The 20255-nt window shown below is 63.9% G+C and carries 18 protein-coding genes; 2 read left to right on the top strand and 16 right to left on the bottom strand.

Annotated elements, in window-relative coordinates; all coding sequences use genetic code 11:
- Positions 1 to 72: 72 nt before the first annotated feature.
- The 11 genes from NMB38_RS16755 to NMB38_RS16805 form a co-directional block, all read right to left on the bottom strand.
- Complete coding sequence (locus NMB38_RS16755; protein ID WP_028686906.1) at positions 73 to 1077, bottom strand: response regulator; 1005 nt, start codon at positions 1075 to 1077, stop codon at positions 73 to 75.
- A 51-nt stretch (positions 1078 to 1128) separates the two neighbouring features.
- Positions 1129 to 2142: a chemotaxis response regulator protein-glutamate methylesterase gene (locus NMB38_RS16760; RefSeq protein WP_104926482.1), complete on the bottom strand. Its 1014-nt coding sequence runs from the start codon at positions 2140 to 2142 to the stop codon at positions 1129 to 1131.
- Positions 2139 to 4442 carry a hybrid sensor histidine kinase/response regulator gene (locus NMB38_RS16765; RefSeq protein ID WP_125922589.1) on the bottom strand — a complete coding sequence of 768 codons (2304 nt, stop codon included), beginning with the start codon at positions 4440 to 4442 and terminating at the stop codon, positions 2139 to 2141. The genes NMB38_RS16760 and NMB38_RS16765 overlap by 4 nt, the downstream gene beginning before the upstream one ends.
- Positions 4439 to 5107 (bottom strand): chemotaxis protein CheW, encoded by a 669-nt coding sequence (locus NMB38_RS16770; RefSeq protein ID WP_028686909.1) that lies wholly within the window; start codon positions 5105 to 5107, stop codon positions 4439 to 4441. Before NMB38_RS16770 ends, NMB38_RS16765 begins: the two co-directional genes overlap by 4 nt.
- Positions 5104 to 6369, bottom strand: coding sequence for a CheR family methyltransferase (locus NMB38_RS16775; RefSeq protein ID WP_125922590.1), 1266 nt, complete (start codon positions 6367 to 6369; stop codon positions 5104 to 5106). Before NMB38_RS16775 ends, NMB38_RS16770 begins: the two co-directional genes overlap by 4 nt.
- The gene (locus tag NMB38_RS16780; protein WP_125922591.1) at positions 6366 to 6872 is read right to left on the bottom strand and encodes a chemotaxis protein CheW; all 507 of its coding nucleotides are present in this window, start codon (positions 6870 to 6872) and stop codon (positions 6366 to 6368) included. The genes NMB38_RS16775 and NMB38_RS16780 overlap by 4 nt, the downstream gene beginning before the upstream one ends.
- 5 nt (positions 6873 to 6877) lie before the next feature.
- Positions 6878 to 8500, bottom strand: a complete 1623-nt coding sequence (locus NMB38_RS16785; protein WP_028686912.1) for a methyl-accepting chemotaxis protein — start codon at positions 8498 to 8500, stop codon at positions 6878 to 6880.
- Positions 8501 to 8643: 143 nt separating this feature from the next.
- Positions 8644 to 9327 carry a tellurite resistance TerB family protein gene (locus tag NMB38_RS16790; protein WP_028686913.1) on the bottom strand — a complete coding sequence of 228 codons (684 nt, stop codon included), beginning with the start codon at positions 9325 to 9327 and terminating at the stop codon, positions 8644 to 8646.
- Between the two features lie 143 nt (positions 9328 to 9470).
- Positions 9471 to 10577, bottom strand: a complete 1107-nt coding sequence (locus NMB38_RS16795) for an NADH:flavin oxidoreductase/NADH oxidase (RefSeq protein ID WP_028686914.1) — start codon at positions 10575 to 10577, stop codon at positions 9471 to 9473.
- A gap of 225 nt (positions 10578 to 10802) precedes the next feature.
- Positions 10803 to 12512 (bottom strand): single-stranded-DNA-specific exonuclease RecJ, encoded by a 1710-nt coding sequence (gene recJ, locus NMB38_RS16800; RefSeq protein WP_494354842.1) that lies wholly within the window; start codon positions 12510 to 12512, stop codon positions 10803 to 10805.
- An 8-nt stretch (positions 12513 to 12520) separates the two neighbouring features.
- Positions 12521 to 13063, bottom strand: a complete 543-nt coding sequence (locus NMB38_RS16805; protein ID WP_028686915.1) for a YaeQ family protein — start codon at positions 13061 to 13063, stop codon at positions 12521 to 12523.
- A 132-nt stretch (positions 13064 to 13195) separates the two neighbouring features.
- On the opposite strand from NMB38_RS16805, the gene NMB38_RS16810 reads away from it, so the two are divergent.
- Together NMB38_RS16810 and NMB38_RS16815 are read left to right on the top strand one after the other, a co-directional pair.
- On the top strand, positions 13196 to 14395 hold the full coding sequence (locus tag NMB38_RS16810) for a CaiB/BaiF CoA transferase family protein (protein ID WP_027913827.1): 1200 nt from the start codon (positions 13196 to 13198) through the stop codon (positions 14393 to 14395).
- A gap of 110 nt (positions 14396 to 14505) precedes the next feature.
- Positions 14506 to 15360, top strand: coding sequence for a TIGR02285 family protein (locus NMB38_RS16815; RefSeq protein ID WP_230396055.1), 855 nt, complete (start codon positions 14506 to 14508; stop codon positions 15358 to 15360).
- Between the two features lie 126 nt (positions 15361 to 15486).
- On the opposite strand, the gene NMB38_RS16820 is transcribed toward NMB38_RS16815, so the two are convergent.
- From NMB38_RS16820 to NMB38_RS16840, 5 genes are all read right to left on the bottom strand, one after another.
- On the bottom strand, positions 15487 to 15768 hold the full coding sequence (locus NMB38_RS16820; protein WP_023534040.1) for a DUF3509 domain-containing protein: 282 nt from the start codon (positions 15766 to 15768) through the stop codon (positions 15487 to 15489).
- Positions 15769 to 15837: 69 nt separating this feature from the next.
- The gene (locus NMB38_RS16825; RefSeq protein ID WP_028686916.1) at positions 15838 to 16266 is read right to left on the bottom strand and encodes a response regulator; all 429 of its coding nucleotides are present in this window, start codon (positions 16264 to 16266) and stop codon (positions 15838 to 15840) included.
- A gap of 126 nt (positions 16267 to 16392) precedes the next feature.
- A complete protein-coding gene (gene thrC / locus NMB38_RS16830) occupies positions 16393 to 17802 on the bottom strand; it encodes a threonine synthase (RefSeq protein WP_027913825.1) in 1410 nt (469 codons plus the stop codon).
- 245 nt (positions 17803 to 18047) lie between these two features.
- Positions 18048 to 19352, bottom strand: a complete 1305-nt coding sequence (locus tag NMB38_RS16835; protein WP_023534107.1) for a homoserine dehydrogenase — start codon at positions 19350 to 19352, stop codon at positions 18048 to 18050.
- Positions 19353 to 19435: 83 nt separating this feature from the next.
- Entirely contained in the window at positions 19436 to 20179 is a 744-nt protein-coding gene (locus tag NMB38_RS16840) for a thioredoxin fold domain-containing protein (RefSeq protein WP_027913823.1), read from the bottom strand.
- Positions 20180 to 20255 lie beyond the last annotated feature (76 nt).

The following is a 20255-nucleotide window of genomic DNA, read 5'->3' on the forward strand; positions in this document are numbered from 1 at the left end:
ACCCGCCTGGCAGGCATCGACAACCAGCCGCCGGGTGCAGCCGCTCGAAAGGAGCACCCCTCGCCCAGCGCGCTAGGCGACACCCACCTGGTTGCGGCCACCGTTCTTGGCCTGGTACAGCCCTTTGTCCGCCGCCGAGATCAATTGCCGACAGAGGCTGCCGATAGCGGGAACCTGCGTGGCCAGGCCCACGCTGACGGTCAGGTACGCTCCGGCAGCCGGTGCCGTGTGCTCGATCGCCAGGCCCAGCACGCTCTGGCGCAGTTTCTCGGCAACCAGCCTGGCGCCACCTGGGGAGGTGTTGGGCAACACCAGGGCGAACTCCTCGCCGCCGTAGCGGGCCGGAAGGTCGCTAGGCCGCGAGCACGAGCCACGGATGGCCTCTGCCACGCGCCGCAGCGCTTCGTCTCCGGCCAGGTGGCCAAAGGTGTCGTTGTAGGCCTTGAAATAATCGACGTCGATCATCAACAGCGATAGCTGTTGCTGCTCGCGCATCGCCCGTCGCCACTCAAGCTCCAGGTACTCATCGAAATGGCGTCGATTGGACAGGCCCGTCAAGCCATCGGAGTTCATCAGCCGTTGCAGCATCAGGTTCGAATCGAGCAACTGCTGCTGGCTGACCCGCAGGGCGCGGTAAGCCTCGTCGCGCTGCAACAAGGTCAGGTAGGAGCGCGAGTGATAGCGAATGCGCGCCACCAGCTCGATGGTGTCGGGCAGTTTGACCAGGTAATCGTTGGCCCCGGCCGCGAACGCGGCGCGCTTGACCAGCGGGTCTTCCTTGGTCGACAGCACGATGATCGGGATGTCCTGGGTGGCCGGGTTGCTGCGGTACTCACGCACCAGCGTCAGGCCATCGAGCCCGGGCATGATCAGGTCCTGCAGGATCACCGTGGGCTTGATGCGCATGGCCTGCTGCACCGCCTGGTGCGGGTCGGCGCAAAAATGAAAATCGATGTTGTCCTCATGGGCCAGGCCCCGCCGCACGGCTTCCCCGATCATGGCCTGATCGTCGACCAGCAGCACCATCGCCGAATTTTCATCGGCGGCGGCGAACCCTTCGATGGGGAGCTCATTCATGGCTGTTCACCTGAACACTGCCGGCCAGGCGGCATGATTCGTTACGCTTCATCATTGTGAAAAAATTTCCGTCAGACGCCCGGCTATGCCTTCAAGCGGGCGGATTTCCACTGCGGCATCGATCGCCGCAGCAGCCTTGGGCATGCCATAGACAGCACTGGTGGCTTGGTCCTGGGCAATGGTCAGAAAACCCCGTTGGCGCATCATCTTGAGCCCCTGTGCTCCGTCACGCCCCATGCCGGTGAGCAATACCCCCACTGCCTCGCCTGACCAGTAGCGCGCCACGCTTTCGAAGAAAACGTCGATGGAGGGGCGGTAGATTTCATTGACCGGTTCGGCAGTGTAGGCCAGTTGCCCGTTCTGTAGCAGGCGCAGATGGTGGTTGGTTCCGGCCAGCAGCACCTGGCCAGGTTGCGGTGGCTCGCCTTCGCGCGCCAGGCGCACCGGCAGCCCGGCCGCACTGCTGAGCCATTCGGCCATGCCGGCGGCAAAGACCTGATCCACATGCTGGACCAGCACGATCGCGGCCGGGAACCCGGCTGGCACTCTTTTGAGCAGTATTTCCAGGGCCGCCGGACCACCTGCCGAGGAACCGATGGCCACCAACCCTCGTCGCTGGCTCGCTTCACGCAGCGGTGCGGCAACCGGCCTGGGCGTCGGCGGGCGCTGCTGTCCAATCAGCCAGCTGATGTTGAGAATCTTGCGCAGCAATGGCGCGGCGGCTTCGCGGGCGTCGCCCGCACCCAGCGCCGGTGTGTCGACCACATCCAGTGCACCATGCCCCATGGCTTCGAATACCCGGTGCACATTCTGCTTGCGATCGACCGTAACGATGACGATGGCGCACGGGGTGTCGGCCATGATCCGGCGAGTCGCTTCCACGCCATCCATCACCGGCATGATCAAGTCCATCAGGATCAGGTCCGGTTGCTGCTCCTGACAGCGTTGCACGGCTTCGACGCCGTTGCTGGCCACCCACACCACCTCATGGGCAGGTTCCAGCGCGACGGCCCGGCGCAAGGCCTCCACTGCCAAGGGCATGTCATTGACGATGGCGATCTTCATCCGTGAGCACCTCCGATCAGTTCGACTACAGCATCCAGCAACGCATCGTCGTGGAAACTGGCTTTAGCCAAATAGTAGTCGGCCCCGGCATCCAGGCCGCGCCGTCGGTCTTCCTCCCGGTCCTTGTAGGAAACCACCATGACGGGCAGCGATTGCAAGCGTTGGTCACGGCGCACCAGGGTGACCAACTCGATGCCGTCCATGCGCGGCATGTCGATGTCGGTGATCAGCAAGTCGAAATCGTCGCCGCGCAGAGCGTTCCAGCCATCCATGCCATCGACCGCCACCGCGACGTCATAGCCGCGATTGCCCAGCAGCTTGCGCTGCAGCTCACGCACGGTCAGCGAGTCGTCGACCACCAGGATGCGTTTGCGCGCCAGGCCAGAGGCGCCGGCACCGCCGCGCTCGACGCGCTCGAGCGTACCGGTGCTGAGCAGTTTGTCTACCGAGCGCAGAATGTCCTCCACATCGACGATCAGCACCACCGAGCCGTCGTCCAGCAGCGCCCCTGAAGAAATGTCCTGCACTTTGCCCAGACGCGGATCGAGCGGCATCACCACCAGCACCCGCTCGCCGATCAGCCGCTCGACCGCCACGCCATACAAGCGCTCGCGCTCGCGGATGACCACGACCCGCAGGCTGTTCTGATCGGTTTGCCCGGCCGGCCGGTGCAGCAACTGGCTGGCGGCTACCAGGCCGATGTGCTGGCCGTCATGCCAGAAGTGCTGCCGCCCTTCTATCTGCACGATGTCGTTGGCGTCCACCGCCAGGGTGTGTTCGATATGCGCCAGAGGGAAGGCATAGGCCTCCCCGCCGACTTCCACGACGAGGCTGCGCACGACCGACAAGGTTTGCGGTACCTGCAGGTGGAAGCGGCACCCCAACCCCGGCGTCTGGGTCAGTTCGATTGCCCCGCGCAATTCGCGGATCATGTGCTGCACGGCGTCAAGCCCCACACCCCGCCCGGACACTTCGGTCACCGTATCCCGCAGACTGAAACCCGGCAGGAAGAGGAAGGTGAGCAATTCATCGTCACTCATGCGCTCGACGGTTTCGGCCGGAGACAGGGTACGTTCCACGATGCTGGCACGCAGGCGATCCAGGTCCACGCCGGCACCGTCGTCCATCAGCTCAAGGCTCAGCATCCCGGCGTGGTGCGAGACGCGCAGGCGGATCAGCCCTTCTTCGGGCTTGCCCGCCAACAGCCGCCTGTCTGGCAGTTCGATGCCATGATCGACCGCGTTCCGCAGCAAGTGGGTCAGCGGCGCTTCGAGTTTTTCCAGGACGTCACGATCGACCTGGGTTTTCTCCCCTTCGATGATCAGGCGCACCGGTTTGCCCAGGGCGCGGCCCAAGTCGCGCACCATGCGGCTCTGCCCGGCCAGCACATCGGCAAATGGTCGCATGCGACAGGCCAGGGCGGTGTCGTAGAGCAGTTGTGCACGCTGGCTGGCCTGCCAGCCGAACTCGTCCAGGTCGGCCGCTTGCTGACGCAGGATCTGCTGGGTTTCGGCCAACAAGCGTTGGGTCTGGGCCAAGGCCTCGAGCACCTCGCCACCCTGGCCGCTGTCTTCGAGTTGCAGGCGCAGCCCATCGAGCGCCTGCATGCCCTGGCCATGCATGCGCTTGAGACGCTGCAAGGTGGCCAGGTAGGGCTTGAGACGCTGGGTTTCCACCAAGGACTTGCTGGACAGGTCGAGCAGGCTGTTGAGCCTGTCGGCGGTCACCCGCAGCACCCGCTCGCCCCCCTCTACTGTGCGCTTGCCGGCCTTGCGACGCGGCGCAGGCTCAGCATCGTCTGGCGGCTCAGACGCTGGTACAGGCGCCGCCGCCGGTGCCTGGCTCGCCACCGGCGGCGGCGCCATCGGTGCACCGGCCTGTGCGGGAACGGCAGGTGCTGCGCTCGGCCCCCCGGGCTCCACTACGGCGGCCATCAGCACCAGGAAGCCGGGCACATCGTCCTGGGCGGCGGTGTCGCCAGGTGTGGCAATGCGCATCAACAGGTCGGTGCCCTGCAGCAGCGCGTCGATATGCTCCGCGCTCAGGCGCAGGCGACCTTCCTGGGCTGCCACCAGGCAGTCCTCCATCACGTGCGCAACGCTGACACCGGCATCCACCCCAACGATGCGTGCAGCCCCTTTGAGGGAATGGGCCGCGCGCATGCAGGCTTCCAGCTGGTCGGCCTGCGTGGGGTTGCGCTCAAGGGCCAGCAGCCCGGCGTTGAGCACCTGCGTCTGGGCCTCGGCCTCAAGGCTAAACAGTTCGAGCAACGAGGCGTCGCGCATTTGCTCAGGTGTCATGACAGGCTCCGCTGTACGGCAGACAACAGCTGTTGTTCATCCAGCACACGCACGCTGCGCCCGCGCCATTGCAGCACCGCTGCCGTGAAGCGCATGGCGTCGTGAGCAGGGTCCATGGGCCGATCAAGCCGATGAATGCCGTCGATTTCCTCGACGGCCATGACCACCGGGCCACCCTCGGCCGCCAGGATCAGCATGCGCGGCAAGCCACGAGTGCTGCGCTGTTCAGTCACGCTGCCAGGCGTACCCAGCAGCTCCTGCAACGACAGGCACGGCACCAAGGCACCGCGTACATTGGCAACGCCCAACAGCACGCGCGAGCGCTGATGGGGTAGCGAATGCACGGCCTGCAAGGGCGCGATCTCGGCCAGGCATGCGGTAGGCAACGCCAGCCACTCCTCCCCCAGGCGGAACAACAGCATCGAGCGCCCTGTACAGGCCTGCTCGACTGGCTCCAGGTCCGGCTGGGCGTCGGTGTCCTGCACCAGTGCATAGCGGTCCAGCAGACGCGTGGCAGCGGCGGCGTACACCTCGCAGTTGCGGCAATGGACATGACGCTCAAGCAGCGGGCACTGCTTGTTGCCATGCACACCGATGCGATTCCAGCAGTCGTCGATGCGCACATCGGTTTCGGCGAGCAGGTCGGTCACGGCCTCATCGTTCATCGGTCAGCCTCCCGACCGGCACGCATGGCACGGCTCTGCAAACGCAGGGCCCCGGCCTGGTCACCTTGGGCCTGCAACAGCGCGGCCAGGTGAACGAGCGCTTCTGGGTGCTGCGGCTCAAGGTACAGCGCCTTGCGGTAGTGAACCTGTGCTTGTTGCAAATCACCTTCGGTGTCGCTGAGCAGGCCCAACCAGTAGTACACCTGGGCCGACGGCGGGTACTGGCGCAGGTAGCGCTGGCAGGCATCACGCGCCTGCTGGCTATTGCCGGCATTGGCATGCTCGGCAATGCTTGCCAGCAATTCGTGGGGGCCGGTCCGGGGGGCTTCGACGGTCTGCCGGTCAGGCACAGGCCCAAGGGACCCGCGCAAGCGCGGCACCGGGGCGCTGGCCGAGCGGTAGCCGGTCAACGGCTTGATGGGGTCGCGTTGAATCGGCACGGCCGGCGCCGGGCGTTGCTGGGTCACATCGTCCTGGCGGACATAGGCAAACGACTGGGCAATACCCACCGGGCGCATGCCAAGGCGAGCCAGCAGGCTGCCTTCGGCAGGCCCGATGAACAGCACGCCTTGAGGATGAAGCAGGCGCTTGAGGGTTTCGAACACCCGTTGCTGGGTAGGCACATCGAAATAGATGAGCAGGTTGCGGCAGAACACGAAGTCGTAGAGGCCCTCCCGGTTGGCCAATGCCGGATCGAGGACATTGCCCACCTGCAGGGTCACTTGCTGGCGCACACGGTCATGCACGCGATGGCCTTCGTCAGCGACATCGAAATAACGTTCGCGAAAACCCAGGTCATCGCCACGAAACGCATTGCGCCCGTAGAGACCCTGGCTGGCCTTGGCCACGGACGCAGGGCTGATGTCCATACCGTCGATCAGGAAGGATGCCGGGGGAATGCCGGCATCGAGCAGCGCCATCGCCAGTGAATAGGGCTCCTCCCCTGTCGAACAGGGCAGGCTGAGCAAGCGCAGAGGGCGAGCGGCGGCCAATTTGGCCAGGCGTTTGTGCGCCAGGCCTGTCAGCGCAGCGAAGGACTCGCGGTAGCGGAAAAACCACGTCTCCGGCACGATCACCGCTTCGATCAGCGCCTGCTGCTCGGCCGGCGATTGCTGCAGGCGCACCCAGTAGTCGTCCAGACCGCTGGCACCCAGTGCCGCGCTGCGCTGACGCAGGGCACGCTCGACCATCGACGCGCCTACCGATTCGACATCCAAACCTATGCGCTCACGCAGAAAATGAAAGAAATGCCGTTCGTTCATGCGCAGGTCCCGCCCTGTGGGTCAGGGTACAGCACTCGGTGCACGGCTTCGGGCAACACCTGGTCGACCTCGATGCGCTGCACCAGCCCCAGGGCATCCTGGCGGACCGGCCCCAGGAAAGGTGCGGGGTCATTGTTTACGCCATAGGGTTTGAATTCATCAGCACGGCAGCGCAGGGTTTCAGTGGCATGCTCCAGAATCAGGCCCAGTTGCAGTGCGCTGCGATAGCGCACCAGCACCAGGCGGGTACTGGTACGCTGCAACGCCGGCCGCCCCACGCACAGGGCAGCCAAATCCACCACCGGCACCAACTGCCCCCGGTAGGCAAGAATGCCCGCCACCCAGTGCGGCGCTTGCAGCACTGGCTTGAGGGGCTGACGGGGCAGCACCTTGATCACGTCCTGCACAGACAGGGCAAAACGCTGGTCACCCAGGTGAAACTGCAGGTACAGCGCACCGTTGTCGTGGCCTGCCGGCACGGCGCGCGGTTGCATGTCGATCATCGCCTTCAGACTTTGAAGCGCGACACGCCGCCGCGCAGGCCGGCGGCGACCTGGCTCAGCTCGTCGATGGCGAAACTGGCCTGGCGCAGCGACTCCACGGTCTGGGTACTGGCGTCGCTCAGTTGCGCCAGCGCCTGGTTGATCTGCTCGGCACCGGTGGCCTGGGCCTGCATGCCTTCGTTGACCATCAGTACACGCGGCGCCAGTGCCTGGACCTGATGAATGATCTGGCTCAGTTGCTCACCGACCTGCTGAACCTCGAACATGCCGCGGCGCACCTCTTCGGAAAACTTGTCCATGCCCATGACCCCGGCCGACACGGCCGACTGGATCTCGCGCACCATCTGCTCGATGTCATAGGTCGCCACCGCCGTCTGGTCAGCCAGGCGGCGCACTTCGGTGGCCACCACGGCAAAACCGCGGCCGTATTCCCCGGCCTTCTCGGCTTCGATGGCCGCGTTGAGCGACAGCAGGTTGGTCTGGTCGGCCACCTTGACGATGGTGACGACCATCTGGGTGATGTTGCTGGCCTTCTCGTTGAGGATGCCCAGCTTGGCGTTGACCAGGTCGGCCGCACCCATGACCTGGTGCATGGTTTCTTCCATGCGCGCCAGCCCTTGCTGCCCGGAGCCGGCCAGGCTCGACGCCTGATCGGCGGCCGAGGTGACTTCGGTCATGGTGCGCACCAGGTCGCGGGAAGTGGCGGCGATTTCACGCGAGGTGGCACCGATTTCGGTCGTGGTGGCGGCCGTCTCGGTGGCGGTGGCCTGCTGCTGCTTGGAGGTGGCCGCGATTTCCGTCACCGAGGTGGTGACCTGCACCGACGAGCGCTGCGCCTGCGCCACCAGATTGGCCAGCGCCTCGGCCATTTCATTGAAACCGCCCTGAACCGCGCCGAACTCGTCCTGGCGGTCCAGGTTCAGGCGCATGCTCAGGTCACCCGAGCGAAGCCTGTCCAGCGCAGTCACGATGAGGCTCATGGGCGAGGTAATGGCGCGCAGCAGCAGCAAGCCACAGATACCGGCGGCCACGATGGCCAGCAACAGTGACACGACCATGCTGCCCTTGGCCGTGTTCACCGCGCTGACGATTTCTCGGGTGGCCGCGTCGGCGGACAGGCGATTCTGTTCGATCACCTCGTTCAGGTGCTTGCGCCCTTCGACCCAGGTGGGGGTCAGCACTTGGGCGATCAAACGCTGGGCTTCGGCATAATTGCGTTCGCGATACGCACTGAGCACCTGGTTGACGTTCTGCATGTAGGCTTGTTCGAGCTTCACGAAGGCGTCGAAGCGGGCCTGGTCCTCGCCATCGCGAATGGTGGTCTGGTAACTGGCCATGTGTTGCTTGAGCCGGTCTTCGAAACTCTTGAAGAGTTCCATGTCGGCCGAGCTGATCTCGCGCCGGTCAGAAAGCCCGACCAACTGTTGGCTGGTGACGTAACTGTCCACCCATGCGCTGCGGATCATCGAGCTGTAGTAGACCCCTGGAATGCTGTCGGCCCCAACTTCCTGCTCGGCAGATTCGATGGTCACCAAGCGCGAATAGGCCGCCACGATCATCAGCAGCATGATGGCGATGATCACGGCGAAACTTGCCAGGATCCGTTGGCGCAACGTCCAGTTCTTCACATTCAGCCCTCAGGGATTCACTACGAGCAGGAAAAATCGCCGAAGTATAGCCCAGGCGTCCTACAGAATTGCGTGTCATGTTCTGACAGAACGCCCAGACAACGCAGTGACCCTCCCGATCAGGCCAAAACTGCACGCGCGGCTCAGACCTGCCGCGCCTGCTTTTCCAGCTCCTCGCGCAACCCTTGGGCCAACCCCAGCTGGCGCGCCAGTTCGTCCAGATAAGCACGTTCCATGTAGTTTTCCTGATCGACCATCATCACGCTGGCCAGGTACATCTCGGCAGCGATTTCCGGCGTCTGGGCCGCCCGGGCCACCTCGGCCGGGTCCAGCGGCTTGTCGAGCTCCGCATGCAGCCACTGCTGCACTTCACGGTCACCGTCCAGGCGGGTGAACTCCCCCTCGATCAGCGCGCGTTCGCGCTCATCCACATGACCATCGGCCTTGGCCGCAGCGACCAGTGCACGCAGCACCGCCTGGCTGTGCTGCTCCACCTGGGCCGCAGGTACGCGGTCTACCGTCTGGGGCTCTGGGGTGGGGGTCTGTTGGTTGGCCTGCTGGGCCTGCCAGTTGCCATAGGCCTTGTAGGCAAGCACGCCAAGCGCGGCGAGCCCCCCGTAGGTAAGCGCCTTGCCACCAAACTTGCGGGCTTTCTTGCTGCCGAGTAACACGCCCAGCGCACCGCCGCCAAGCAGGCCACCACCTGCGCCTGACAGCAACCCGCCGAGCCCGCCGGCGCCTGCACCCGTCTTGGCCCCGCCTGCCTGCTTTTCTAGCAGTTGCTGGCCGGATTTGAGCAATTGATCAAGCAAACCCCGGGTATTCATCATGCGCATCTCCACATCATGGAAGTCAGCAGCCAGATTAAGACTTGCCCCACAACACGGCACAGAGGATTTGCTTCCAGATGTTGCATCGCCGGAGGCGGCTTGCCGGTGCCTGCACACCCGCCGCCGGCATCCACGTCCTTTCAGTCGCGCAGGTCCGATTCGTGAATTGGGCTCGACCGGCTGGTGGCCCGCTGGTATTGCGCCGGCCAGGTGGCCTGGTGCCCGCCCAGGTCGTCGTCTGCATGCAACGGCCAGTACGGGTCGCGCAGCAGCTCCCGGGCCAGGAAAATCAAGTCGGCCTGGCCTGTGCGCAGGATGTGCTCGGCCTGGGCAGGCTCGGTGATCATGCCCACGGTGCCCGTGGCCATCTCCGACTCCTTGCGCACGCGCTCGGCAAAGCGGGTCTGGTAGCCAGGGCCGGTCGGAATCTCGGCATTGCTGGACGTGCCACCTGAAGACACATCGATCAGATCCACACCAAGCACACGCAGGCGCCGGGCCAGCTCGACGGTTTCGTCCGGGTTCCAGCCGTCTTCCACCCAGTCGGTGGCCGACACCCGCACGAACAATGGCAACTCGGCCGGCCAGACTGCGCGAACCGCTTCGACCACCTGCAAGGTCAGGCGGATGCGGTTCTCGAAGCAGCTGCCGTATTCATCCTGACGCTGATTGCTCAACGGCGACAGGAACTGGTGCAACAGGTAACCGTGGGCAGCGTGCACCTCGACCACTTTGAAGCCCGCGTCCAGCGCACGCCTGGCCGAGGCGACAAAGGCCTGCACCACGTCCTGGATCTGCGCATGGGTCAGCTCACTGGGCACGGTGTGCTCAGGATCGAACGCGATCTTCGACGGCCCGACCGGCTGCCAGCCGCCCTCCTCCAATGTGACGCTGCCATGCTTGCCCAGCCAAGGGCGGTAGGTGCTGGCCTTGCGCCCGGCATGGGCGAGCTGGATACCCGGGATGGACCCTTGAGCGGTGATGAAACGGGTGATGCGCTGCAAGGGGGCGATCTGCGCGTCCTCCCACAGGCCGAGGTCTTCAGCGGTGATGCGCCCGTCGGCCGTGACCGCCACGGCCTCGGTGACGACCAGGCCCGCACCGCCGACAGCGCGACTGCCCAGGTGCACCAGGTGCCAGTCGTTGGCCAGGCCATCGACCGAGGAATACTGGCACATCGGTGATACGGCGATACGGTTCGGCAGGGTCAGCTGACGCAGGGTGTAAGGCTCGAGCAGCATGCTCATGAGGGCACCTCCCAATGGCTGCAAAGTGATCCGGCCGGGCACTCGTTCACACATTCCTGGCCCGGTACCGGTCTGTGTTCAGACTAGACCAGATTGGGTAGGGGGAAGGTTCCATGGGATTTGGCAGTGATGCCCCGGGGCGCTGTGTGAAAAGCCTCGATACGCGGTGAGGCTGGGTTAAATACAGCCAGGCCTCTTCTCGAAACGTTTCACACAGATCCTGGCTCAGCGCGGCTCCATGTGGGCGATCATCAGTTGCACGCTTTCATTGCCGCGGAACTCGTTCACATCCAGCTTGTAGGCCAGCTCCACCCAGCGCACGGTCGGGTTGGGCCAAACCTCGCGGTCGATACCGAAGGCGATGCCGTCCAGGCGCACCGTGCCGCACTCGCTTTTGAGCACGACTTTCAGATGGCGCTCACCCACCACGCGCTGCTCGACCAGCTGGAACACACCGTGGAACAGCGGCTCCGGAAAATGTTGCCCCCAAGGCCCGGCTTGGCGCAGCGCCTTGGCCAGGTCCAGGTGGAATTCCTCCACCGCCAGGCTGCCATCAGACAGCAGTCGCCCGGTGAGGTCGTCCTCGCACAGTTGGCGGCGGACCTCCTGGTCGAAGGCCTCGGCGAACGCGGGATAGTTGGCTTCGGGCAGGGACAGCCCAGCCGCCATGGCATGGCCACCGAACTTGCTGATCAGCTGCGGATGGCGCGCGGCCACCGCATCGAGCGCGTCGCGGATGTGAAACCCCGGCACGGAGCGCGCAGAGCCCTTGAGCATGCCGTCACCGGCATCGGCGAAAGCGATGGTTGGGCGGTGATACCGTTCCTTGAGGCGAGAAGCCAGGATGCCAATGACGCCCTGGTGCCACTCTGCATCGAACAGGCACAGGCCATAGGGCATCGATTCGACCGGCAAGTCCCGCAACTGGGCCAGTGCTTCACGCTGCATGCCCTGTTCGATGGACTTGCGGTCCTGGTTCAGGCCATCCAGTTGCTTAGCCATGTCCAACGCCAGGGCATAATCCTCGCAGAGCAGGCACTCGATACCCAGGCTCATGTCGTCCAGGCGCCCGGCGGCGTTCAGCCGCGGGCCCAGAATGAAACCCAGGTCGGTGGAGGTGATGCGCCGGTGGTCGCGCTTGGCTACCTCCAGAATTGCCTTGAGGCCAGGCCGGGCGCGCCCGGCACGAATGCGCTCCAGGCCCTGATGCACCAGGATGCGATTGTTCGCGTCCAGCGGCACCACGTCAGCCACGCTGCCCAAGGCAACCAGGTCCAGCAGTTCGCCAATGTTCGGCTGCGGCCGGGTGTCGTAGCGGCCCAGGCTGCGCAAGCGCGCGCGCAGGGCCATGAGCACGTAGAAAATCACCCCGACGCCTGCCAGCGACTTGCTCGGAAACGGGCAGCCTGGCTGGTTGGGGTTGATGATGGCATCGGCGTCCGGCAGCGCCTCGCCAGGCAAGTGGTGGTCGGTCACCAGGACCTTGAGGCCAGCCGCCTTCGCCGCCGCGACCCCGTCGACGCTGGAAATCCCGTTGTCGACCGTGACCAGCAGCTGCGGTTGGCGCTGCAATGCCACTTCGACGATTTCCGGCGTGAGGCCGTACCCGTATTCGAAGCGGTTGGGTACCAGGTAGTCCACGTGGGCCGCACCGAGCAGGCGCAAACCCAGCACGCCGACGGTACTGGCCGTGGCGCCATCGGCATCGAAGTCACCGACGATCAGAATGCGCTGGCCTTGGTCGATGGCCTGCACCAGCAGGTCGACGCCCGCGTCCATGCCCTTGAGCTGCTGGTAGGGCAGCAGGCGCGCCAGGCTCTTGTCCAGCTCGGCCTCGCTTAGCACGCCACGGGCGGCGTACAGGCGCGTCAGCAAGGGTGGCAGGTTGCCAAGAAACGGCAGGGTCGGGGGCAGCGGGCGAGATTCGATACGCATGGGATGGTTCAGCCACGCTCCCCCAGCAGCCACTGCAATTGCACTTCGTGCTGGCCACGGTCATCGGTCACGAACACCGTGCCTTCGCTGATCATCACATCCCATTTGATGCTGCGGGGCATGTCGGTGGACAGGGTCTCGAGCACCTCCTGAGGCACGGCCGCGATGCTGAGGTTCTTGAGGTTCTTCACCGCGCTCACCACCTTGCCTTCCCACACACGCAGACTACCGTAGGCCAGCAGGCTGGTGCGTTCGGTACGGCGCGAGCACCAGGTCAGGCGATCGGCATCTGGCTGGCCTACTTCGATCCAGTGCAACACGCGGTCGTCCAGGCTCTTTTCCCAGAGCGCCGGCTCATCGACGTCCGACAGCCCCCGGCCGAATGTCAGGTTTTCGTTGTACCACAGCGCATAGGCCAACAGACGAACCGCCATACGCTCCTCGGTTTCCGACGGGTGCCGCGCGATGGTCTGCTTGACGTTCTCGTAGACATTGCGGTCGAGGTCGGTCAGGTTCAGTTCGAATTTGTAGGTGGTGGACGGCTGGGCCATGGTCGGGGTGCTTCTTGCCTGAAGAAAAGTCGCACAGTCTAACCGATCCAGTCCACGGTTGCGCCGCGGCAGTATCTGCCGCATCGCAGCTGTGATAAAAACACCGCTCTTCATAGCTGCCACGGATGCCCCATGTCGACGTCAAGCAAACCCCTCGCCGGCCTTAAAGTGGTCGAGCTCGGCACCTTGATCGCCGGGCCATTCGCATCGCGCATCTGCGCCGAATTCGGCGCCGAGGTGGTCAAGGTGGAATCGCCCGACGGCGGCGACCCGTTGCGCAAGTGGCGCAAGCTTTACGAGGGCACCTCGCTGTGGTGGTTCGTGCAGGCGCGCAACAAGCGCTCGCTCACCCTCAATCTCAAGCACCCCGACGGGCGCGACGTCCTGCGCAAACTGCTGGCCGAGGCGGACATCCTGATCGAAAACTTCCGTCCGGGCGTGCTCGAGAAGCTCGGTTTTGGCTGGGACGTGCTCCATGCGCTCAACCCACGGCTGGTCATGGTGCGCCTGTCAGGCTTCGGCCAGACCGGGCCCATGAAGGAGCAACCAGGCTTTGGCGCGGTGGGCGAGTCCATGGGTGGCTTGCGTTACATCACTGGGTTCGAGGATCGCCCGCCCGTGCGCACCGGTATTTCCATCGGCGACTCCATAGCGGCGTTGTGGGCGGTGATCGGCGCACTGATGGCCCTGCGTCATCGCGAGGTCAACGGGGGTTTGGGCCAGGTGGTCGACGTGGCGCTGTACGAGGCCATCTTCGCCATGATGGAGAGCATGGTGCCGGAGTTCGACGTCTTCGGTTTCATCCGCGAGCGCACGGGCAACATCATGCCGGGCATCACGCCCTCCTCCATCCATACCAGCGCAGACGGCAAGCATGTACAGATCGGCGCCAATGGCGATGCCATCTTCAGGCGCCTGATGTTGACCATCGGCCGTAGCGACCTGGCCGAGGACCCGAGCCTGGCCACCAATGACGGGCGAGACCTGCGCCGCGATGAGCTGTACGGGGTCATCGATCGCTGGGCCAACGGATTGCCACTGGAGCAGCTTATGCAGGCTCTGACCGCAGCCGAGGTGCCGGCCAGCCGCATTTACTCGGCCGAAGACATGTTCAGCGACCCTCAGTACCTGGCGCGCGAGATGCTTCTGGAGGCGCGCCTGCCCGATGGCAAGGCAGTGCGCATGCCGGGCATCGTCCCAAAGCTATCCGACACCCCAGGCTCTGCCGATTGGGTCGGGCCAGCACTGGGCGAACACACCGACGAGCTGCTAAGCCAGCTGGGCTATGATGCGGCCGCCGTCGCCGCCCTGCGTCAGGCGGGCGCTGTCTGAGCCTGTCGCTGTTCCATTGCCTGCGCCCCGTTAGGTTGGCATGGACGGGTGCCCTACTGGCTGCACTGCTGAGCGTGCCATCAAGCGCTCAGGAGCGATTGCTGTGGCTGATGCGCGATCTGCCACCGTTCAGCGTATCCGAGGGCCCGGAAGAAGGTCGTGGGGTGATCGACCAGCTGTTACCGCAGCTGATCCAGCAGATGCCCGAATATGCCCACAGCACCGTGCGGGTCAATCGTGCGCGTGGCTTGCAGATGCTGCAGGACAGCAGCAGCCTGACCTGTGATCCGATGCTGCTGTGGACTGCCGAGCGCGCTCGCTATGTGCGCTTTTCCATCCCGTTGCTGGGCGTGCAAACCAGCGGCCTGGTCGTGCGCAAGGAAAACCACGCCCTGGTGGCGCCCCACCTCGACGGTGAGGCGGTCGATCTTCAAGGCCTGCTGAGCGACCCATCGCTACGCCTTGGGGTAGTGGCAGAGCGCAGTTACGGGGCTGTGATCGACGATACGCTGAGCCACTTGCCAGATGCCTCCGTCAGCCGGCACTACGGCACGCAGGCCACCGCCAACCTGCTGCAGATGCAACGCTTGGGCCGACTGCGCCTGGTGCTCGGCTACTGGCCGGAAGTTCGCTATCTGATCCAGCAACAGGGCGGATCGCCTGCTGACTACCAATTTCACCCGGTTCAGGGTGTGAAGCCCTACCAATTCCTGCATGTAGGCTGCTCGGCCAGCCCGCAAGGGCAAGCCGCCATGGCCCACATCGATCAGGTCTTGACCCAGCTGCGCCAGACGGTGCTACCGAACCTGTATGCGCATTGGCTCGACCTCGCTCAGCGGGCGGACTACCTTGAACACAGTCGCGCTTTCTTCAGCGAGCACACGGCGGCACACGCCGAACGCCCTGAACAGGACGAGCGCCACGCCGCTGGGCCGATCAACCTTCAAGATCCCCAACCCAGATAAAAAGAAACCCCGGACGCTGGGGAAGAACGTCCGGGGTCAAGCGAAAGCCCTTGGGCTTCCAGCGACAGCAGTGGCCATGCGGGAGCAAAGCAGTGGCCGGCTGTACTGATCAATCTGATGACTCGCTCAGGCAAAGGTTCCCTGAGGTTGCTGACGCTGCTGCAATGCAGCAATCACGCAAGGTTGCAGCCGCCCTTCGGCGATCTGCAGATCACGGTGCAGACCATCGACCATGTCCACCAGCAGACGTTGCTCCTGCAATTGACGCTCGCTGACCGTGCGCTGTAATACCACCCTGGCCAGGTGGTCGTGGACGGTCAATTGCCGGTTACCGTGGCTATCGGCCAGGCCCAAGTGCGCCTGGTAAGGGGTGAGGGCTTGGTTGAGCAGTCTGCAGATTCGTTCCATCCGGATTACTCGCTTGCTTGATGAGTTGTAAGGAGCAGACCTGCAAGCAAAGCGGAAAGTTCTAACCCTTCATGCTGTTGAATGCGCCGTCGGTGCGTTGATGGGTTGCGACCTTTCACGTTCGGACGGGCTTGGCAGTATTTGCAACACCCTTTGCAGGGCCGGGGAAGACAATGGCCATGGCAACTCCGCAATGACTTGCAAGCCAAAACCGCGGGCCTGATCAGCCAGGTTGCGTCGCCGGGCACCTGCCTGACCGACGAACAGCACCGGGCAGGCCATCGGTAGCCGCTTGAGTATCGCAATGCCTGTGCGGGTGGGCATGGCATGGTCGAAAATCAATAAATCCGGGGAGAATGCGCCCGAAAGGCACGCGTCGAGCTCGGCCTTGTCCTGACAGACCCGCACCCGAAACACGCCCTGGGCATTGAGGGCCTGGTGCAGAAGGATCTGGTGGGACGGGCGCACCTGATGAATCAGTACATGGGGCTGTTGCATGAGCCGCTCCTGCTGGGAGGACCGGCTAATCTAGGCGCGATGACGATCGGCCAGAATAGGATTTTTCTGAATTAATGCATCGAAACCACTGAGGCTCCGGATCGGCCCGACCCGGAGCCTGCAAGGTCAGAGCGGCTTGCCGCGATTGCCGTGCTGGCTGACGAAGCCTTGTACTGCCTTGAGGTCATTGGGCAATACGGTGCATCGCTCTTCACGGCTGAACAGGTCGCTCATGTGCACGGGCAATTCAAGCGCCTTGCCAACGCCTGCCTGCTCGACCGCTTCAGGGAACTTGACCGGGTGTGCGGTACCCAGCACAACCATGGGCGTATCCAGGCTACGGCGGCACTCGCGACCGGCCTTGACGCCGATGGCCGTGTGCGGGTCCAGCACCTCGCCGGTCGTCTCAAACACCTCGGCGATGGTCTGGCAGGTCTGTTCATCGGTGACGGCCAGCGAATCGAAGAGCTTGCGCGCCTCGGTCCAGCGGTCCTGTTCGACGCTGAAGCCGCCGCCTTGGCGGAAGTTGGCCATCAACTCGGCAATCGACGCGCCGTTGCGACCGTGCAGATCGAACAGCAGGCGCTCGAAGTTGGACGAAACCATGATGTCCATCGACGGCGACAAGGTGGCGTGCAACTGCTCCTTGACGTACTGGTTGCCGCTCATGAAGCGGTGCAGGATGTCGTTGCGGTTGGTGGCCACCACCAGCTGGCTGATCGGCAGGCCCATGTTGCGTGCCAGGTAGCCTGCGAAGATATCGCCGAAGTTGCCGGTGGGCACCGAGAAGGCCACCGAACGGGCCGGGCCGCCAAGCTGCAGGGCTGCGTGGAAGTAGTAGACGATCTGGGCCATGATCCGCGCCCAGTTGATCGAATTGACAGCTACCAGGCGGGTGCCCTTGAGGAACGACTGGTCGGCGAAGCTCGCCTTGACCATTTCCTGGCAGTCATCGAAATTGCCTTCGATGGCGATGTTGTGGATGTTCTCGCCGAAGAGGGTCGTCATCTGCCGACGCTGCACTTCCGAAACCCGCTGGTGCGGGTGCAGGATGAAGATGTCGACATTGTCGCACCGACGGCAACCTTCGATGGCCGCAGAGCCGGTGTCGCCGCTGGTGGCACCGATGATCACCACACGTTCGTTACGCTTGGCCAGCACGTGGTCGAGCAAGCGACCGAGCAGTTGCAAGGCGAAATCCTTGAATGCCAGGGTCGGCCCGTGGAACAGCTCAAGCACCCACTCGTTGCTGTTGAGCTGGCGCAGCGGGGCAACGGCAGCATGGGCGAATTCGCCGTAGGTTTCTTCGAGAATTTTCTTGAAGTCGGCATCGGCGATGCTGCCCTCGACGAACGGGCGCATGACGCGGAAGGCCAGCTCGTGGTACGGCAGGCCCGCCCAGGATGCGATTTCTTCCTGCGTGAAACGTGGCAGGTTTTCCGGGACGTACAGGCCACCGTCGGTAGCCAGGCCGGCGAGCAATACGTCTTCAAAGTTCAGGGCCGGTGCCTGGCCGCGGGTACTGATATAGCGCATGGGACAAACCTTTGGTTTGAGCGGCAAGCCTGGTTTACCCGCAGCAGAAAAGGGCCGGAGGCCTCGTTCCTGGGCGGCACGCCTTGGCTTGCCGTGACTATAGGGTGTTCTAAAGCCCCTACGCTGCGTACGGCTGCAGCGTCGGGGGTGTCGCTGGGGCTCTGTGCGAGAAGCCCCGGTACTCGGTCACGCATGTCCGAAAACAGCATTGCCGGACGTTCGTCACAAGGCTGTTCAGGCCAACCCTAGTTGAGCTGCTCGACGCGAATGCGCACGACCTGGCCTACCACATCCTGCAGGGCCTCGAGGGCAACGATAGCGTCGTTGATGCCCTGCTCCACCACCCGGTGGGTCAACAGGATCATCGGCACCAGGCCGTCTTGCTCTTCGGCTTCCTTTTGCATGATCGATTCGATGTTGATGCCACGCTCGGACAGAATGCTCGCCACCTGGGCCAGCACCCCTGGATGATCCTTGGCCTGAATACGCAGGTAATAGGCGCTCTCGCAGGCTTCGATCGGCAGGATCGGGTGCGCTGACAGCGAATCGGGCTGGAACGCCAGGTGGGGTACGCGGTTTTCCGGGTCAGAGGTCATGGCACGGACCACGTCCACCAGGTCACCCACCACCGAGGACGCGGTTGGTTCCATTCCTGCGCCTGCACCGTAGTACAACGTCGAGCCGGCGGCGTCGCCGTTGACCATCACGGCATTCATCACCCCATTGACGTTGGCAATCAGGCGGTCGGCCGGAATCAGCGTCGGGTGCACGCGCAACTCGATACCTTCGGCGGTACGGCGTGCCATGCCCAGGTGCTTGATGCGGTAGCCCAGGGCTTCGGCGTAGTTCACGTCCGCCGTGGTCAGCTGGGTGATGCCTTCGGTGTAGGCCTTGTCGAACTGCAGCGGAATGCCGAACGCGATCGATGCCAGGATGGTCAGCTTGTGCGCCGCGTCGATGCCTTCGACGTCGAACGTCGGGTCGGCTTCGGCATAGCCAAGCGCCTGGGCTTCGGCCAGCACATCCGGGAAGGCACGGCCTTTTTCGCGCATTTCGGTGAGGATGAAGTTGCCGGTACCGTTGATGATCCCCGCCAGCCAGTTGATACGGTTGGCCGACAGGCCTTCGCGAATGGCCTTGATTACCGGGATGCCGCCGGCCACCGCTGCTTCGAAGGCGACGATCACGCCCTTTTCACGGGCTCTGGCGAAGATTTCGTTGCCATGCACGGCGATCAGCGCCTTGTTGGCGGTGACCACGTGCTTGCCGTTCTCGATGGCCTTGAGCACCAGGTCGCGGGCCACGGTGTAGCCCCCAATGAGCTCGATGACGATATCGATCTCGGGGTTGCTCGCGACTTCGAACACATCAGCGGTAATGGGGGTACCGGTAATCTGGCAGTTCGGGTTCTGCGAGCGCATGGCGATCTGTGCCACTTCAATACCGCGCCCGGCACGGCGGGCAATCTCCTCGGCGTTGCGCTGAAGTACATTGAAGGTTCCGCCACCGACGGTCCCCAACCCACAGATGCCTACTTTGACCGGTTTCACTGTGAACTCCCCATTGAACGGCCGACACCTTTGCCGACCGTGAAACATGCCGTCACCCCATGACGACGGCGTATAGAACTGTATTACTTGGCAAGCGCCAGCTTGGCGACCTGCGGTGCAGGCTGGTAACCCGGAATCACCTGGCCATTTTCGAGCACGATGGCCGGTGTACCGTTGACGCCGATCGACTGCCCCAGCTGGAACTGCTTGCTGACCGGGTTGGTGCACTTGGCTGCCTTGATTTCATCACCCTCGACCATCTTGTCCATGGCTTTGCGACGGTCGCTGGAGCACCACACCGCCTGCAATTGCTGGTCGCCGGCCGAGCCCAGGCCCTGACGCGGGAAGGCGACGTAACGCACTTCGATACCGCGGCGGTTGAGTTCGGGCACTTCGGCATGCAGCTTGTGGCAGTACGGGCACGTGGTGTCGGTGAAGACGGTGATATGGGACTTGGTTTCGCCCTTGGCCGGATACACCACCATCTCACCTGCCGGAATGCCATTGATGAGCTTGGCTATGCCCAGGCGCTCGGCTTTTTCGGTCAGGTTGACGGGCTTGCCGTCCTGGATCTGGAACAGGTAGCCCTGCATCACGAACTGGCCATCGGCGCTGGCGTACAGCACACGCCCGCCTTGCAGCTTGACTTCGTACAGGCCGCTGACCGGGCTGCTGGCCACGCTCTCGACAGGCACTTCCAGGGACAGGTTCTGCAATGACTTGCGAATGGCCTGCTCGGCGCCGACTGGCGTATCGGGCGCCGCAGCCACGGCAAAGGTGCTGGCCAGCGCCAAGGCGGCGGCGGCGAAAAACGGGGTCACGCGCATGGATACTCCTGAGGGCGGACAGGGGCCGCAGAGCGTCACCTGAGTAAAACGACGAGGTGACTGGGCGGCCCTTGGT

The organism is Pseudomonas sp. FBCC-B35, from assembly GCF_059133755.1.

Excerpts from the sequence above, each read along its gene's own strand:
- NMB38_RS16755 (WP_028686906.1), bottom strand. The coding sequence starts at position 1,077 with ATGAATGAGCTCCCCATCGAAGGGTTCGCCGCCGCCGATGAAAATTCG.
- NMB38_RS16760 (WP_104926482.1), bottom strand. The coding sequence starts at position 2,142 with ATGAAGATCGCCATCGTCAATGACATGCCCTTGGCAGTGGAGGCCTTG.
- NMB38_RS16765 (WP_125922589.1), bottom strand. The coding sequence starts at position 4,442 with ATGACACCTGAGCAAATGCGCGACGCCTCGTTGCTCGAACTGTTTAGC.
- NMB38_RS16770 (WP_028686909.1), bottom strand. The coding sequence starts at position 5,107 with ATGAACGATGAGGCCGTGACCGACCTGCTCGCCGAAACCGATGTGCGC.
- NMB38_RS16775 (WP_125922590.1), bottom strand. The coding sequence starts at position 6,369 with ATGAACGAACGGCATTTCTTTCATTTTCTGCGTGAGCGCATAGGTTTG.
- NMB38_RS16780 (WP_125922591.1), bottom strand. The coding sequence starts at position 6,872 with ATGATCGACATGCAACCGCGCGCCGTGCCGGCAGGCCACGACAACGGT.
- NMB38_RS16790 (WP_028686913.1), bottom strand. The coding sequence starts at position 9,327 with ATGAATACCCGGGGTTTGCTTGATCAATTGCTCAAATCCGGCCAGCAA.
- NMB38_RS16795 (WP_028686914.1), bottom strand. The coding sequence starts at position 10,577 with ATGAGCATGCTGCTCGAGCCTTACACCCTGCGTCAGCTGACCCTGCCG.
- recJ (WP_494354842.1), bottom strand. The coding sequence starts at position 12,512 with ATGCGTATCGAATCTCGCCCGCTGCCCCCGACCCTGCCGTTTCTTGGC.
- NMB38_RS16805 (WP_028686915.1), bottom strand. The coding sequence starts at position 13,063 with ATGGCCCAGCCGTCCACCACCTACAAATTCGAACTGAACCTGACCGAC.
- NMB38_RS16810 (WP_027913827.1), top strand. The coding sequence starts at position 13,196 with ATGTCGACGTCAAGCAAACCCCTCGCCGGCCTTAAAGTGGTCGAGCTC.
- NMB38_RS16815 (WP_230396055.1), top strand. The coding sequence starts at position 14,506 with ATGCGCGATCTGCCACCGTTCAGCGTATCCGAGGGCCCGGAAGAAGGT.
- NMB38_RS16820 (WP_023534040.1), bottom strand. The coding sequence starts at position 15,768 with ATGGAACGAATCTGCAGACTGCTCAACCAAGCCCTCACCCCTTACCAG.
- NMB38_RS16825 (WP_028686916.1), bottom strand. The coding sequence starts at position 16,266 with ATGCAACAGCCCCATGTACTGATTCATCAGGTGCGCCCGTCCCACCAG.
- thrC (WP_027913825.1), bottom strand. The coding sequence starts at position 17,802 with ATGCGCTATATCAGTACCCGCGGCCAGGCACCGGCCCTGAACTTTGAA.
- NMB38_RS16840 (WP_027913823.1), bottom strand. The coding sequence starts at position 20,179 with ATGCGCGTGACCCCGTTTTTCGCCGCCGCCGCCTTGGCGCTGGCCAGC.